At 73.4% G+C, this 14,522-nt stretch carries 10 protein-coding genes and 4 pseudogenes; 4 read left to right on the top strand and 10 right to left on the bottom strand.

Annotated features, from left to right (window positions below):
• Nucleotides 1–73 precede the first annotated feature (73 nt).
• A complete protein-coding gene (locus ACICHK_RS02745; protein WP_406835478.1) occupies nucleotides 74–1,063 on the bottom strand; it encodes an Acg family FMN-binding oxidoreductase in 990 nt (329 codons plus the stop codon).
• 417 nt (nucleotides 1,064–1,480) lie between these two features.
• Here ACICHK_RS02745 and ACICHK_RS02740 point away from each other — a divergent pair, with 417 nt between their 5' ends.
• Nucleotides 1,481–2,347, top strand: a complete 867-nt coding sequence (locus ACICHK_RS02740; protein WP_406835476.1) for a universal stress protein — start codon at nucleotides 1,481–1,483, stop codon at nucleotides 2,345–2,347.
• 46 nt (nucleotides 2,348–2,393) lie between these two features.
• Here ACICHK_RS02740 and ACICHK_RS02735 read toward each other — a convergent pair.
• The 6 genes and pseudogenes from ACICHK_RS02735 to ACICHK_RS02710 form a co-directional block, all read right to left on the bottom strand.
• A pseudogene (locus ACICHK_RS02735) lies at nucleotides 2,394–2,829 on the bottom strand (glycoside hydrolase family 65 protein); the annotation flags it as partial.
• Nucleotides 2,830–2,889: 60 nt separating this feature from the next.
• Nucleotides 2,890–3,069, bottom strand: a pseudogene (locus ACICHK_RS02730) (universal stress protein); the annotation flags it as partial.
• A 153-nt stretch (nucleotides 3,070–3,222) separates the two neighbouring features.
• Nucleotides 3,223–4,146, bottom strand: a complete 924-nt coding sequence (locus ACICHK_RS02725) for a DUF1918 domain-containing protein (protein WP_406835474.1) — start codon at nucleotides 4,144–4,146, stop codon at nucleotides 3,223–3,225.
• A gap of 228 nt (nucleotides 4,147–4,374) precedes the next feature.
• On the bottom strand, nucleotides 4,375–4,659 hold the full coding sequence (locus ACICHK_RS02720; protein WP_406835473.1) for a DUF1876 domain-containing protein: 285 nt from the start codon (nucleotides 4,657–4,659) through the stop codon (nucleotides 4,375–4,377).
• Nucleotides 4,660–4,717: 58 nt separating this feature from the next.
• Nucleotides 4,718–5,767, bottom strand: a pseudogene (locus ACICHK_RS02715) (hypothetical protein); the annotation flags it as partial.
• Between the two features lie 39 nt (nucleotides 5,768–5,806).
• Nucleotides 5,807–6,412 carry a hypothetical protein gene (locus tag ACICHK_RS02710; RefSeq protein WP_406835472.1) on the bottom strand — a complete coding sequence of 202 codons (606 nt, stop codon included), beginning with the start codon at nucleotides 6,410–6,412 and terminating at the stop codon, nucleotides 5,807–5,809.
• A 331-nt stretch (nucleotides 6,413–6,743) separates the two neighbouring features.
• Between ACICHK_RS02710 and ACICHK_RS02705 the strand changes: the two genes are divergently transcribed.
• From ACICHK_RS02705 to ACICHK_RS02695, 3 genes are all read left to right on the top strand, one after another.
• A complete protein-coding gene (locus ACICHK_RS02705; protein WP_406835470.1) occupies nucleotides 6,744–7,613 on the top strand; it encodes a universal stress protein in 870 nt (289 codons plus the stop codon).
• Complete coding sequence (locus ACICHK_RS02700) at nucleotides 7,606–9,126, top strand: AAA family ATPase (protein WP_406835469.1); 1,521 nt, start codon at nucleotides 7,606–7,608, stop codon at nucleotides 9,124–9,126. The genes ACICHK_RS02705 and ACICHK_RS02700 overlap by 8 nt, the downstream gene beginning before the upstream one ends.
• Nucleotides 9,127–9,231: 105 nt before the next feature.
• On the top strand, nucleotides 9,232–9,558 hold the full coding sequence (locus ACICHK_RS02695; protein WP_406835467.1) for an alcohol dehydrogenase catalytic domain-containing protein: 327 nt from the start codon (nucleotides 9,232–9,234) through the stop codon (nucleotides 9,556–9,558).
• Between the two features lie 866 nt (nucleotides 9,559–10,424).
• On the opposite strand, the pseudogene ACICHK_RS02690 reads toward ACICHK_RS02695, so the two are convergent.
• The 3 genes and pseudogenes from ACICHK_RS02690 to ACICHK_RS02680 all read right to left on the bottom strand — a co-directional run.
• A pseudogene (locus ACICHK_RS02690) lies at nucleotides 10,425–10,673 on the bottom strand (universal stress protein); the annotation flags it as partial.
• A gap of 234 nt (nucleotides 10,674–10,907) precedes the next feature.
• Nucleotides 10,908–12,098, bottom strand: coding sequence for a homoserine O-acetyltransferase (locus ACICHK_RS02685; protein ID WP_406835466.1), 1,191 nt, complete (start codon nucleotides 12,096–12,098; stop codon nucleotides 10,908–10,910).
• Nucleotides 12,099–12,106: 8 nt separating this feature from the next.
• On the bottom strand, nucleotides 12,107–13,468 hold the full coding sequence (locus ACICHK_RS02680; RefSeq protein WP_406835464.1) for a bifunctional o-acetylhomoserine/o-acetylserine sulfhydrylase: 1,362 nt from the start codon (nucleotides 13,466–13,468) through the stop codon (nucleotides 12,107–12,109).
• Nucleotides 13,469–14,522 lie beyond the last annotated feature (1,054 nt).

Here is a 14,522-nt window from a genome sequence, read left to right as displayed (position 1 = left end):
CGCATGAGACCGCTCCTCGCTTCCTCGCTGATGTGAGCTGATGTGAAGGGGGTTGTGAAGGCCGGGCGGGGGGTCAGACGAAGTCGAGCACCTCGGTCACCGGCCGCCGCGGGCTCGCCGCGCCCTCGGGGCCGTACCCGAGCCGGATCACCATCTGGACGTTCGCCATGGCGGAGACCGGATCACGGACGGCCCACCGGATGTCCTGCCACTCCAGCGGCTGGGACGTGATGGAGGCGACCAGCCCGTCCGCGGTGGCCCGGAGCAGAACCCGTTCCAGCGCCTGACCCGCGCGCACCCAGTCCACCGGCTCGTCACGGGCTGTCCCGAGCAGGGCGATGTTCGGATTCTCCTCGAAGGCTTTGCTGTCGCGCCCCGGCATGGGACGGCCGACGGCGAAATCACGTGCGGGCACCGATGCGTTGCGCTGCCGCGGACCGAACGCCTCGCCGGGGATGCCGTCCGCCACGGCGGTGACGGTCGACGGCTCCGTGCGAGTCCAGCGGACCGTCTCCTCGTGCACTCCCGGGTCGAGTGTTTCGGATTCCTCGGCGTCCCTGATCAGGTCGAGGATCGACCGCACGTGCCAGGGGTCGGGGAAGAACAGTTCCGTGCCTTCGAGGCGGGCCGCCTCGGACAGCCGTTCCTTCGTGGCGGCGGGGATCTCCTCGTCGCGGAAGGGAAGACGGCTGGAGTGCCGACGCCGGATCGAGGGGGCCAGCGGCGCGAGCGTGTCGTCGGACGGTCCGGTGCCGGACAGATGTACCTCGGCGAGGAGTTCCGCCGAGGCGGGATCGGGCAGCAGCAGCACCCTCGGCGTCAGCCCGGCCGCCGCGGCGGCCACCCGCAGGTTGAACAACGCGGCGCCGCAGCCCATGAGCAGGCCCCGGTTCTCCGGATCCGTGTGCGGGAGCGCGCGCTCCGGGTCGGCGTAGAGCCGGATGACGCCGGTGTCCCGCACGTAGCGGAACACCCAGGGCTGGGCGTTGTGCAGCGAGGGCGCGGCGACGGCGTCCGTCACGAGTGCCGTGATGGTGTTCGTGTCGAGGGATTCTGCGTTCACGGTGCTCTCCCTTCGTGCGGCTTCTCGTCCCACCCTCTCCGACGACGGCGCGGGCCGCAGGAAAGGCTGCCGTCGGGATGACGGGTTCCGGCGATCCCGGTCTCCCGTGCCACGAGGCGCGGCACGAGGTTCCGCATACGACGGCCTCGCCGCCGACGACTCCATGAAAGGCCCCCGAAGCGTCGGCCCGGCAGGGGCCATTGGTCCTCGCCACGGGCCCGGCCGACCCTCCCGCGCGCCGGGCCCGGTCGTCCCGTGCGGACGGGCGCCGGCGAGCCGGGCGGTGATCGCGGTCCCCCTTCCGGCGCGCCCGCGGTCCTCTCGGGGCCGTTCGGCCCGGCCCCAGGGACGAACGGCCACTACCCGGGCCCGCGTACGCGGTGCCAGCGTGGAACGACCCTGAACCTTGGAGGGATCATGCCTGCCGTACGCGGACCGGTCGTCGTGGGGGCGGATGGATCCGAGGGCGCCGCCACGGCCGTGCGGTGGGCCGCTCTCGAGGCCGCGTGCAGGGACGCGCCACTGCACATCGTGTGTGCCACCGAACTGGACACCTTGGCCGCGGACGTGCCCTCCGAATCCGTGGCCCGGCTAGTGCTCGACGCCGCTTCGGCCACCGTGGAGAGCGCTGTCGCGGTGGCGGAGGGCGAGGCGCCCGGCATCCGCGTCATTCCCGTGGTCAGCCAGGGGGCCGCCGCCCAGACACTGCTCGAGGCAGCGGGCGACGACGGCCTCGTCGTGGTGGGCACCCGCGGGTCCGGCGGGTTCTCCGCACTTCTGGTCGGATCGGTCGGGCGCTGTGTGGCCGCCTACGCGACAGGCCCCGTCGTCGTGGTGCGCGGCGAGCGCGATCACGTCACCACAGGAGTCGTCCTCGTCGCCGTACGTGACGAGCGGGACCTCGGGGTGCTGCGCTTCGCGGCACGGACCGCCGTCCGGCACAAGGCTTCGCTGCGCGTGCTGAGCACCTACGCCTACTACCAGTACGCGGGCAGCATGGTTCCGATGCTCGGTGACCTCACCGAGGTCGCCGAGGAGCAGGCGAGCTATGCCAACCGCCTCATGGCGCCCGTACGGGACGAGTTTCCCGGCCTGACGGTGACCAGCGATCTGGTCCGGACCCACTCCACGGCCGGAGCCCTCGTCGACGCCTCCGCCCACGCCGATCTGGTCGTGGTCGGAGCCCGTCGGGCCGAGCACGCCCCCGGGGCGCCGCTGGGGCACGTCGTCCACGCCGTGCTGCATCACGCGCACTGCCCCGTGGCGGTGGTCCCTCACCGGTGAGCTTCACCGCTCAGGGTCTCCACCTGTCCGCTCCGGCGCCGTACGCCCCCCGGTGACCGCGGCAGCGCAGCGTGAACCCGTACTCGGAGAGCGCCGGGAGGGGCACCGGGCCGAGCCACAGGGCGTCCTCACGGGTTTCCAGCCCGGTCAGCCGGCGTTGGACCAGGTCGAGGGTCCGGCCATCGCCCCGGGACGGATGCCCTCGCCGGTCGTCCCTCCCCGGATGTCGGCGACGCCGGCCTCCAAGGCTTCCTGGACGTACTGCCAGGTTTCGGCCCGCCGCGTCCTGGCGGGCACCAGGCCGTGCACGAGTCCGCTGAGGGTGGAACCGTGGCTGGTGCGCCGGAGGTAGTGGTCGACCGTCCTGCGCCAGACCTCGTCGTCGACGGTGTGGCCGAGGCGCGCGAAGAGCCGTCCGAGTTCGGCGGGGGGGGGGGGAACAGATGACCGAGCATGAGGACGTCGGCCTGCTTGGACGCCTTCACCGCCGGATCCCGGAGCCTGGCGCGTTCCGCGCAGGCGGCGACGATGTTCCGTGCCGTCACCTCCCCGGCGGGACCGCCGGTCGTGAACGGCGGCAGCGCTCGCTCGTACCGTTCCGACCGGGCGCCGTGCACCAGCCGCAACGTCGGTCGGTGCCGGGCCGCTTCGTCCACCGCCCGGTCGACCGCCGGCAGGCTGGACTCCGATCCGTCGACGCCCACGACCAGCGGGAGTTCCATGGCCGCCACCGCCTCCGCCCGGTTGCCGAGAGGCTCCCTGCGAAAACCGTCGCACCGCCGGCGGCCCGTCGCGGCACCGGCCGTCCCTCTTCGGCCGGGTCGCGGTGGTACGGGCCCGGTGGGGCGCCGAGGAGGGATCCGCGGGCGAGGTGCCTAACGATCGGCCGCGGTGATCCTTCGGCCGGTCAGGCTCGTGGGCCGGATCGACACCCACATCCCGCGGTCACCGCCCGGCCAGGGCGTGGTGTGGGCCCGCGCGGTGAGCTCACGCACGGCAGCGGGGTCCGTGGTCACGCTCGCCGGGCCGACGGCGAGCACGCTCCAGCCCTGACTCAGGGCGTCGTCCACGTGGTCGACCTCGAAGGCGACCTCCGTTCCGACGGCGGCGGCGGGCAGAGAGTCCGGGGCGGTCCTGAAGGCGATCGTGTCATCGACGACCTCGTAGTTGACCGGGACGACCGCCGGCCGTCCGTCGGGTGCGGTCACCGCGAGGCGCCCCACGCCATGAGTGGAGAGCAGGGCGCGGCACTGGTCCGGGCCGAGGTCCTGGAAGCGTGGACGCAGCAGCGCGTGGCCCTGACCCGGTGGCAGGTCCACCCCGGCTCCGCGCAGCGCGGTCGCGGTCGTGCCCAGTGCGTCGGCCAGCCTGATCAGGGCAGCCGTGCTCGGATCGGCGGGGCGCTCCTCGATGTACGACAGATATCCGGGCGACATGTGTGCCAGGCGGGCGGTCTCCTCGAGACCGAGCCCCTGCCGACGGCGTTCGACGGCGACACGCCGGCCGATGTCACCGGGACCGGCGGAGACTGCCGTCGGGCCGCTCGGGGCAGCGGCCTTCGCGTCGCCGGTGTCCGGGGAGGCGGTCCCGTGAACCGTCTCGGGCCCGCCGTGCTCCAGATGGCGGACACGCGCGTCGGGCCCTGGGAACACGAGCGCCACCTCGTCCGTGTCCGACCAGCGCACGTCGTACGGCGGTGTGCCGTCCGCGTGGTGGAGTCCCACGATCTCCCCGTCGCGCCGGGCCGCGCCGGACTTCGTGCTTTCGATGACGAGCTGGTCGCCGAGGTGAGCTCGCATGGTGGCCGTCCTCTCCTGGAGTCGGTGCTGTGTCTCGCGTGAGCATCCGGGTTCAGCCGGTGGTCTCGATGCGTTGCGGCCGTCCCTTCCCGGTCCCGGTGACTCCGACCGTCAGGACGCGGTTGCCCGGTCACGAGCCGATGGGGTGCCGGCGTTCGGCGGCGTCGCGCGGCAGGAGAGCCGCTCCCGGACTTCGGTCTCGCACGGGTCGCGGCTTCATGTCGCGCTTCACAGGGACCAAGCGGCGTTCTCGCCGGTGTCCGGCAGTGCCGCGCCCGCGCCCTCGATATCGCGCTCGGCCGCCCGCAGGAGCTGCCGGGCGAGGTCGTCCAGCGCTCGGCCGGCCGCCAACTCGTCACCGATCTCCGGGACGTCGGCGTCCCCGGGACTGCAGTGCGCGGTCCCGTGACCGGTGAGTTCCGTGGTGCCGGTGTCCAGCACCATGCGTGCCTTCGTCGTTCCGTCGTCCTCGAAGAGGTGGAGACGGCACTTCCATTCCGATGTGTGCGGCATGGCTGTCCTCCTCATGTGGGTACCGGCTGCTGCGACGCGAGCCGCTCCTCGATTCGTGCCGGACGCGGGCGGTGAGCGCCGGCAACCGCTTCGAGGCCGTGGCGCGAGGCGCGACCGGCGCCCTGATCCGGCGGGCCGCGGGGGGCAGCGAGCCCAGGTGCGCGGCACATCTGGCCCGGCACCCGTCGAGCGTGGGCCCTCCGACAGTGCGCCGCCCGTTCTCCAGCACCGTCTCCAGCAGCGCGGTGCCGCCGTCCGGCGGCCGTTCGTCGGCGAGAGCGATCACGTGCGCGAGGCCGGGCCGGCGGAACACCTGCTTGGGGCCGGGTGCCGTGACCTTCGCCGACGACAGCTTCATCACCGGGCGGCCGTCGTACTCCACCATCTTGTACGCGGAGTCCAGGTACGGCGCGTCGGCCGACACCCCCACGCGCGTTCCGACGGCGTAGGTGTCCACCAGCAGGGTCACGGGCCCGGGGTGGGAGCGGGCGAACGCCCGGAACGCCTCCATGTACGAGTGGGCCATGGTGCCGACGGCGGGTATGCCCAGGGCGGTGGCCGCGGCCACGTTGCCGGGCCCGGTGAAACCGGCCACCGCGCCGAGGCGGGCCGCCTGGAACCCGGCCTGCGGACCGTGGGTGCGCCGCAGGGAGAAGTCCACCACCGGCCGGCCGGCCGCGGCGAGCACACAGCGCGCGGCCTTCGAGACGATCGTCGTCCGATGGCTCGGCAGGTCGAGCACGTACGTCTCCACCAGTTGCGCCCGGGGGAGGGGAGCGGTCACCTCGAGCAGGGGCTCGCCCGGGAGCACGACCCGCCCTTCCGGCACCGCCCGCACCCGGCCGGTGAACTCCAGGCCGAGGAGCGGCTCCAGGTCGCCCGGCGGCCGGTGCGGCGCGGAGGCGAAGGCACGGACGTCCTCGACCCCGACACGGAAGCCGGACGGGTGGTCCAGGGCGGACTCCGGCCCGGCCCCGATCAAAAAGCCACGTCCGGGAGGCAGGTCCCGGACGAACAGGCCGAACGTGGCCGGGGCGGTCATCCCTTCCCGCGGGTAGGACGTGGCCATCGTCACTTCGCACAGATCCGTGGTCCTCGCGTCCGTCATGAGTGCCGCCTTCTCGGCCCGTGTCCGGTCACCGACCCGTCACCGGCGGAAACGCGCGGACCACAGCGGCTCCGCCCGCTCCCACTCGGTGTCCCACTGCCTGGACCTGTGGCGGTTCAGCAGCACACGCGTGCCCGCCCAGACCCCGTAGACCCCGAAGGCCGTGCCGAACGCCGCCGCGCCGCCCATCACCCAGCCCGTGGTCCTCGCGTCGAGCGTGCTCGTCGGCGGGCCGGTGACGGTTCCGTTCCGGTCCACCCACACGCGTACGGCGGCGCCCTCGGGCGTTCCGGGCTTCACCAGCACCGCCGCCGTCCGCACGACGCCGTCGGCGCCGGTCCAGCGGACCCGCGTCGGCTGCTTCGCCATGTAGGTGTCGCGCTCGGCGTCCTCGGTCAGCCGGGCGGTGACCTCGTGCCGCTGCGCCGCCTGGGTGCGCGCCGCGCTCATCGACGTCTCGTACGCGGTCATGCCCGTGCCGTAGGCGGCCAGCGGCAGTCCGACGGCGAGGACGACCATCAGGAGACGCCGGAACCACCACTCGAACACGTCCGACGGGCGCTTCAGCGGATTCGCGCTCCTCGGCACGTGTTCGTCGCGCGGCGAGGGCGGACCGGACGTGTAAGGCGAACCTCGGGTGTTCATGGGCCGGCCTCCAGCGGTTGGCTGGTCGCTGTCCCCCCGCTCCTGCCCCCAGTCTCGAACGCGGACGGGTCCGGGTCATAGGCCGAAGGTCCCTGACGGACCGGTTTCCGGCCCCGGGAGCCGTGGCGTGGGCCGAGGGAAGCCGCCACGAGGACGTCCGACGCCTCGGACCGCCGTCCACATGCGCGCCGGAGGGGAATGAGGTACTTCTCGAAGGGAGGGAACGCGCCGTACCCGGCAGGCCGGCGACGTCCGGCCAGGGCGCGCCATCGGACTCGTCCCACGCCATGCACCGTCATCTCCCGCCTCGTACCAGACGGAGGCCTCCGCCATGCAACCCGTCGTCACCGTGGGCCTCGACGGCTCACCCGAGAGCCTCGCCGCCGCCCGCTGGGCCGCCGAGGAGGCCGAGAAGCGCGGACTCGCCCTGCGGTTGCTGCACGCCTGGCCGCTGCTGGCCCCGGAACCGGCCGACACCGCCGCCGAGGTCGACCAGAACTACTGGGCCAGGCGTCTGGTGCACACCGCACAGGCCGAACTGCGGGCACACCACCCGGACCTGACCGTCGTCGCCGATCTGGTCCCGGAGGACGCGCAGGAGGCCCTGATCAAGGCTGCCTCGGAGTCCGAGATGCTCGTGCTCGGCTCCCGCGGGCTGGAGACCGTGGAAAGTTACTTCATGGGCGACGTCAGCATGCCGGTCGTCGCGCGGGCCGAGCGGCCCGTCGTCCTGGTCCGTGCGGAACCGGCGGAGGGCGGATCGCCCCCCGCACCGGCGGAGCGCGTGGTCGTGGCGTTGAAGCTGAACGGCTCCGCCGAGGCGTTGCTCGGCTTCGCGTTCCACACCGCCGCGGCCCGGCAGGTGCCGCTGCTGGCCGTCCACGGCCGCAGCGTGCCGCTCCACGCGCGCATGCCCTGGGGTGCGGACCACGAGGTCGCCCAGGAGATCACGGGGGAGGCGCAGCAGGAGCTGACCAGGATGCTCCGTCCGTGGCGCGAGAAGTACCCACAGGTGCGGGTCGCCGACAGCATCCGCCTGACGAGCCCGGGCAAGGCCGTCCTCCAGGCCGCCGAGGGCGCCGCGCTGCTGGTCGTCGGCCGGCGCGCGCACCGGCACGGTGTGGCACCGCACCTGGGCCCCGTGGCCCACGCGGCCCTCCATCACGGACGCTGCCCCGTGGCCGTCGTCCCCCATGGCTGACCCCGCTCGTTCCCCGGGGCCGCCGTCCCGGGCGGAGGTGTGCGAGACCCACACCGCGATCGTGTTCTTCGCCGACGACCGTGCCTACAAGGTCAAGAAGTCCGTGGACCTGGGGTTCCTCGACTACACGACAGGGGCGGCACGCAGGGCGGCATGCGAACGCGAGGTCGCCCTCAACCGCCGTTTCGCGCCGGATGTGTACCTGGGCCTGGGGGAGGTCTCCACTCCTGGTGCCGACGTGGGTGAGCCGCTCGTGGTGATGCGCCGGATGCCGGCGGACCGGCGCCTGTCCCGGCTCGTGCGATCGGGTGCACCGCTGGACGACGTGCTGCGCGCCGTGGCCAGACGGCTCGCCGCCTGGCACGCGGAGGCGCCCCGAGGCCGGGACGTGGACGCACAGGGCACACGGGACGCGCTCGCGGCCCGGTGGGAGGCGAGCTTCGCGCAGATCCGCGCGTTGGCCGGGGAGGGCCCCGTGCCCGACGGGGTACCCGAGGTCGAGCGGCTGGTACGCCGCTATCTCGCCGGGCGCGGGCGGCTGTTCGACTCCCGCATCGGACAGCGGCGGGTGGTGGACGGGCACGGCGACCTGCTGGCCGAGGACATCTTCTGCCTCGACGACGGTCCCCGTGTCCTGGACTGCCTCGAGTTCGACGACCACCTGCGGTACGTCGACGGTCTCGACGACGCCGCCTTCCTCGCCATGGACCTCGAACAGCTCGGCGCCCCGGAGGCGGCGGCTTACTTCCTCGCGTGCTACGGCGAGTATTCCGGCGACCCCGCACCCCCGTCACTGTGGCACCACTACGTCGCCTACCGCGCGTTCGTCCGCGCCAAGGTGTCGCTCATCCAGGCGGAGCAGGGGGCACCGGGTGCGGAGCCGGCCTCACGGCGTCTGGTCTCCACGACCCTGCGCCACCTGCGTACCGCCGCCGTCGGACTGACACTCGTCGGCGGGCTGCCGGGAAGCGGGAAGTCCACCCTCTCCGGAGCCCTGGCCGACCGGCTGGAGGCCACCCTCCTCAGCAGCGACCGCCTCCGCAAGGAACTGGCGGGCATCCCGCCCGAGCGGTCGGCGGCGGCCGCCTACGGTGAGGGTCTGTACACACCCGAGTGGACGGCCCGGACCTACGCCGCCCTGCTCGACCGCGCGGCCGTCCTGCTGTCGTCCGGCGAATCCGTGGTCCTGGACGCCACCTGGACCTCCACGGAGCAGCGTACGGCGGCCCAGGCGGTGGCCGAGCGCACCAGCGCCGACCTGGTGGCCCTGCACTGCGAGGTGCCGGACGAGGTCTCGGCGGCCCGCCTGGGCGCGCGCTCCCCGGGGCCGTCGGACGCCGGTCTCGACGTGGCCGCCGCCATGGCGGCCACGGAACCCGCCTGGCCCGAGGCCGTCACCATCGACACCAGCGGGCCGCTGGAGTCCGCCGCCTCCCGGGCCCTGGCCGCCGTACGGCCGTCCGGCACGGGCCGGGCACCGGTCTTCCGCAGGCCCTACATGGAACCCGACTAGCCAGAGCCGGGAGCCACCGAGGGAGACGGAGAACGCTTCCCCCGGCGGGCGACCCGGTCGCCCGGGAGCCGGGCCGGAGCGACCGTGGAACCAGGGGGCGGGGGAGTGAGTACCGTGCGAGCGCTCGTCCACCACGGCCCGGGACAGAGTTCCTGGGACACCGTCCCGGACCCCGTGATCGAGGAGGCGACCGACGCGATCGTCCGCGTCGACGCCACCACCGTCTGCGGCGGCGACCTGCGCATTCTGCGGGGCGACCTACCCGAGGCGAAACCGGGCACCGTTCTCGGTCACGAGGGCGTGGAGGCGGGACCCGGCGTCCACCACCTGCGCTCCGGCAACCAGGTGATCGTGTCGGCCGTGTCGGCGTGCGGCCACTGCCGGGAATGCCGTGACACCACCTTCGGACGCTGCGGCGCGGGCGGCGGGTGACTTCTGGGCGACGGGATCCACGGAACGCGGGCCGAGCTGGTGCGCGTGCCCTTCGCCGACCACTCCGTCCACCGTCGCCCGCAGGGTGACCTGCCCGTCTCCGGTCTGGTCACCGACGCCTTCCCCTCGACCGGACGGAGGACGCCTATGAGACGCATCGCCCGAGGCGCCACCACGGGTGCTCTCAAGGTCCTGCTGCGGTGTTGACGCGAGGCCGACCGGTACGGCGGGCGTGGGCCGGTCGGCCGGTCGCCGGGGCCCTCCGGCCCTACACGTCGCCGAGGTGCCGAGCTGTCATGGAAGTGAGCCGAGGGCCACAGGAAGGCACGGAGAAGCGGAGCGAAGCCGCGCACCGTGTGATTCGGGCCCGCAAGAAGCGGGCGGCCCCCGGCTCCACGACGCCGTGACGTCTCACCGTCCACGGCCTGACCCGCCAGGCCTTCACCCGGCCGCGGGCACCCGACGAGCCGGCAGGGCTCCCCGGCGTCGGCCTCGACATGGCTCATGAGGCGGCCGGTCGGCACACGGCCTCGGGCGACGCCGAGAAGGCCGTGCCGAGACGCGTGGCCCGGGACGACTCCGTCTCCACCGTCCCGTACGCCGAACCGTCCCGAAGGGTGAGCCCGCCTGCCGACGACCACCAGGGACGCGTGGTGGGAGGCGTCGACCCACCGGCCCGCCGGGCTGCCCGCGCGGAACTCCTCGGCCGCTTCGAGGGACGGGTACTTCTGGCGCCGTCGGGTCAGCGCCTCGCCGAGTGCGGATGCGTGCCACCGGGCGATCCGGTCGTACCTCTCCAGCACGGTGGTCGGGCGGTCGAGGTGGTACGGGGGGCTCCAACCGTGTACGCCCCTCAGGCCGGTGCCGCTTCCACTCAGCCCCCGCGAGCCGAGGACGAGCAGCTCGGCCTTCTCGGCGGTTGCGGGCAGCACCTCGCCGGGGCGACCGGCCACGTGCTCGGCGGTCACCTCGACGCCGGGGTGGCGCAACCGGAGGTCCTCGGCGGAATCGCGGAGAACCTCGCCCCAAGGCTGCCCGGTCCCGGTACCGGGCTGCGGGGCCTGTGCCGTGGGCTCCGGCACCCGCTCCCACATGTGCAGGATGTTGACCGGCACCCGCGCAGCCCGGCTTCACGGGCCGCCCGTTCGACCGCGGCCCGGCTCTCGGGCGGGCCGCCCGCGCGCCGTCGCCGTGCGGGGGACGACCGGCCGCGGCACGGGCGGCGGTACGACCGGGCCGGCCGGCCGTGATCCGGCCCCGGCGTGCCGGCACCGTTGTCCCGGGCTCTCCGCGGTCCGTCCGCCGGAGTCCCGCGGAACGGGAGGCCGGGACAGCCGAACCCCGCGCCTTCACCGAGGGGCACCCGGTCCGGGGCCTCCTGCCCGACGGCAAGGTGATGACGCGTCCGGGGAAACGAGTTCGCCCACGAGCGCCGCGACCTGTTCCACCTCGATGAGGAAGCCGTCGTGGCCGTAGGGGGATTCGATCAGTCTGAGACCGTCCGCGGTGGGGATGCCCGCCGCCAGTTCCGCCTGCTGGGCCGTCGGGTAGAGGCGGTCGGAGTCGACCCCCGCAACCAGGGTGGGGGCGGTCACCCGGCGCAGGGCGGCGCGCACGCCACCGCGGTCCCGGCCGATGTCGTGGCTGTTCATGGCCTCGGACAGCACGACGTAGCTGCCCGCGTCGAAGCGGCGCACCAGTTTGCCGGCGTGATGGTCCAGGTAGGACCCGACCTGGTACCGGCCGCCGCTCCAGGGGTCCTCCGCGCCCTGGGGCGTACGGCCGAAGCGGACGTGGAGCTCCGGCTCGCTGCGGTAGGTGACGTGGGCGATCCGCCGGGCCAGGCCGAGTCCGGTGTGCGGGCCGCGGCCGGTGTCGTGGTAGTGGCCGCCGAGCCAGTTCCCGTCGGAGCGGATGACCCGCGTCTGGACGTCGGCCCAGGCGATCTGTTCGGCGCTCGCCGCGGCGGTCGTGGCGAGCAGCAGGAGCGCACCGGTTCGCCCGGGGTACGACACGGCCCACTCCAGCGCCCGCATCCCGCCCATCGAGCCGCCGACCACCAGCGCCCAGCGGTCGATGCCGAGCGCGTCGGCCAGGCCCGCCTCGGCCGCCACCTGGTCGCGCTGGGTCAGGAAGGGGAAGTCACCGCCCCAGCGGAGCCCGTCCGGTGTGAGCGAGGAGGGACCGGTACTGCCCTGGCAGCCGCCGAGGACGTTCGGCGCCACGACGAACCAGCGGTCCGGGTCCAGGGCGCGTCCCGGTCCGACGAGGCCGTCCCACCAGCCGGGGGTGGGGTGCCCGGGTCCGGCAGGTCCGGTGACGTGACTGTCCCCGGTGAGGGCGTGCAGCACGAGGACGGCGTTGGAGGCGTCCGGCGCGAGCCGTCCCCAGGTCTCGAACGCGAGCCGCATCTCCGGCAGTTCACCGCCCGCCTCCAGCGAGAGCGGCTTCTCGCGGCGGTACCACCGGCGTCGTCCCGGCGGGTCCCCCTCCCGCCAGGCACCGGTGGCCGGCGGAAGGGATTCCTGAGGAGGCGTCACCGTCGTGTTCAGGACGCGCCCTTGGCCGCGCGGAAGCCCGCCTCCAGGTCCGCCTTGAGGTCGGCGAGGTTCTCGATGCCGACCGACAGACGCACCAGGCCCGGTGCGGCGCCGGTCGCCGCGAGCTGCTCCTCGTCCAGCTGGCTGTGGGTGGTGGACGCCGGGTGGATGATCAGGCTGCGTACGTCGCCGATGTTGGCGAGGTGGCTGAACAGCTCGACCGCGTCCACGAACCGCTTGCCCGCCTCCACTCCGTCCCGCAGCTCGAAGGAGACCACGGCGCCGGCGCCGCGCGGAAGGTACCGCCGTCCCGCCTCGTACCACCTGCTGGACTCGAGGCCCGGGTAGTGGACGGCGGCGACCTCGTCGCGCCGCTCCAGCCACTCGGCGAGCGCCCGGGCGTTCGCCGAGTGCCGCTCGATGCGCAGGCTCAGCGTCTCCACACCCTGCAGCAGCAGGAACGAGGAGTGCGGGGAGAGCGCCGGGCCGAGGTCGCGCAGCAGTTGCACCCGGAGCTTGACCGCGAAGGCGCCGGGGCCGAGGGCCGGCCAGTACCGCAGGCCGTGGTAGCTCGGGTCCGGTTCGGTGAAGTCCGGGAACCGGTCGGGGTGCGCGCCGAAGTCGAAGGTGCCGCCGTCGACGACCACACCCGCGATGGCGGTGCCGTGCCCGCCCAGGAACTTGGTGGCCGAGTGCACGACGATGTCCGCGCCGTGCTCGAGGGGTCGCAGCAGGTACGGGGTGGGGACGGTGTTGTCCACGATCAGCGGCACCCCCTCGGCGTGCGCGACGTCCGCGACCGCGCGTACGTCCAGCACGTTGCCGCGCGGGTTGCCCAGCGTCTCCGCGAACAACGCCTTGGTGTTCGGCCGGACGGCGGCCCGCCAGGCCTCGACGTCGTCGGGGTCGTCGACGAAGGACACCTCGATGCCGAACTTGGGCAGCGTGTGCCGGAAGAGGTTGTACGTGCCGCCGTACAGCGACGTACTGGAGACGATGTGGTCGCCCGAGCTCGCCAGCGTCAGGACGGCCAGTGTCTCCGCCGCCTGCCCGGAGGCGAGCGCGACGGCCGCGACGCCGCCCTCGAGCGCGGCGATCCGCTGCTCGAAGACGTCCTGGGTGGGGTTGTGGATGCGCGTGTAGATGTTGCCGGGTTCGGCCAGCGAGAACAGGTCGGCCGCGTGCCGGGTGTCCCGGAACACGAACGACGTCGTCTGGTAGATCGGGGTCGCCCGGGCGCCGGTCGTCGGGTCGGGAGCGGCCCCGGCGTGAACCTGCTTGGTCTCGAAGGACCATGCCGAGGTGTCAGGTCCCGCGGGCACCTCTTCCGGGGTGTGGCCGGCGGTGACGGAATCGATGGGCTGGCTCATGGTGCTGCTCCCTGTACGGAGGGTGAGATGGGGAAGGTGCGAGGAACCACGGCGCCACGGACCACTGCCGGTACGACGGCGGAGGTCGGCGCTGCGCGGTGAAGGAAGGGGTGAAAGAAGTGCTGGTCAGAAGCCCGAGCGTGTGGTCAGCTCGTGGCGGGACAACCGGTGGTGGTGACACGCACGTAATCGACGTGGCGGCGGGTCACGAGCACGGTCATGAGCCCAGATAACCACATGGCGCCGTCACGAACCAGCCAGACGTGCGTTTCATCCGCCGAAGGCCGCGGCGGATCCGCCGCTCCGGACGGGCGCCGATCCTGCTCCGGGGTCCGCCGGCCTCACGCGCGGGAGGGTGCGCGACCCGCACGGGGTCGGCCGCTCCGCCCGGCCCTCTCCGCCCCCGTCCGCACCGGCCTGGCGCGAGCCGTCGGCCGACGCGGAACCGTCCTGCCGGGCCAAGGAGTTCCGGACAAACGGAGAACCCCTCCGTGTCCGCGATGCAAGACCCGCTCCGATTTTCTTGACCACTCCGGCGGACGTCTGCTGAACTCCCGTTCCATGAACCCGCCCGTGGAACTCACCCGGCGGCGCCACATCGATCTGGCGCACGTCGCCAGCGCCTTCTGTTGTCGCTGACCCGGTAGCCGTCCCCGGCAGCGACCGGTGCGCACCGACCGCGCACCTCGCACCGATGCAGCCTACGTGACTGACGCAGTGTCAAACTGCTTTTCCGTAGCTGCAGTTCCGCGGGATCGCCGCATCCGACCTCTCGGCGACTTCTTCCAGGTCCTTCACTCGTACCTCTCCTTCCCGGCCCCGGCCGGGAGTCCGCGGCGCAGGGCGCGCACGGGCGGCGAGGCCGTACGAGCGGACCGACGCGGTCGTTGAAGGACCTGTGAACCGGTAGCCGGCCACAGGCGGACAAGCGGCCCGGCATCGGATCCGACGGTTGGCCATCGGCCCCTCGGTGAGCGGATCCGTCCGGCCGTGCCTCCCGCAGGGACGACGTCTGCCCGCCCCCGCGTCGTGATCGCGGCCCCTTTCCCGTTCC

This window comes from Streptomyces sp. AHU1, from assembly GCF_045343905.1.
GTDB classification, from domain to species: Bacteria; Actinomycetota; Actinomycetes; order Streptomycetales; family Streptomycetaceae; genus Streptomyces; species Streptomyces triticiradicis.
Note: the sequence above shows the minus strand (reverse complement) of the source record. Positions and strands in the feature narration are given on the sequence as shown.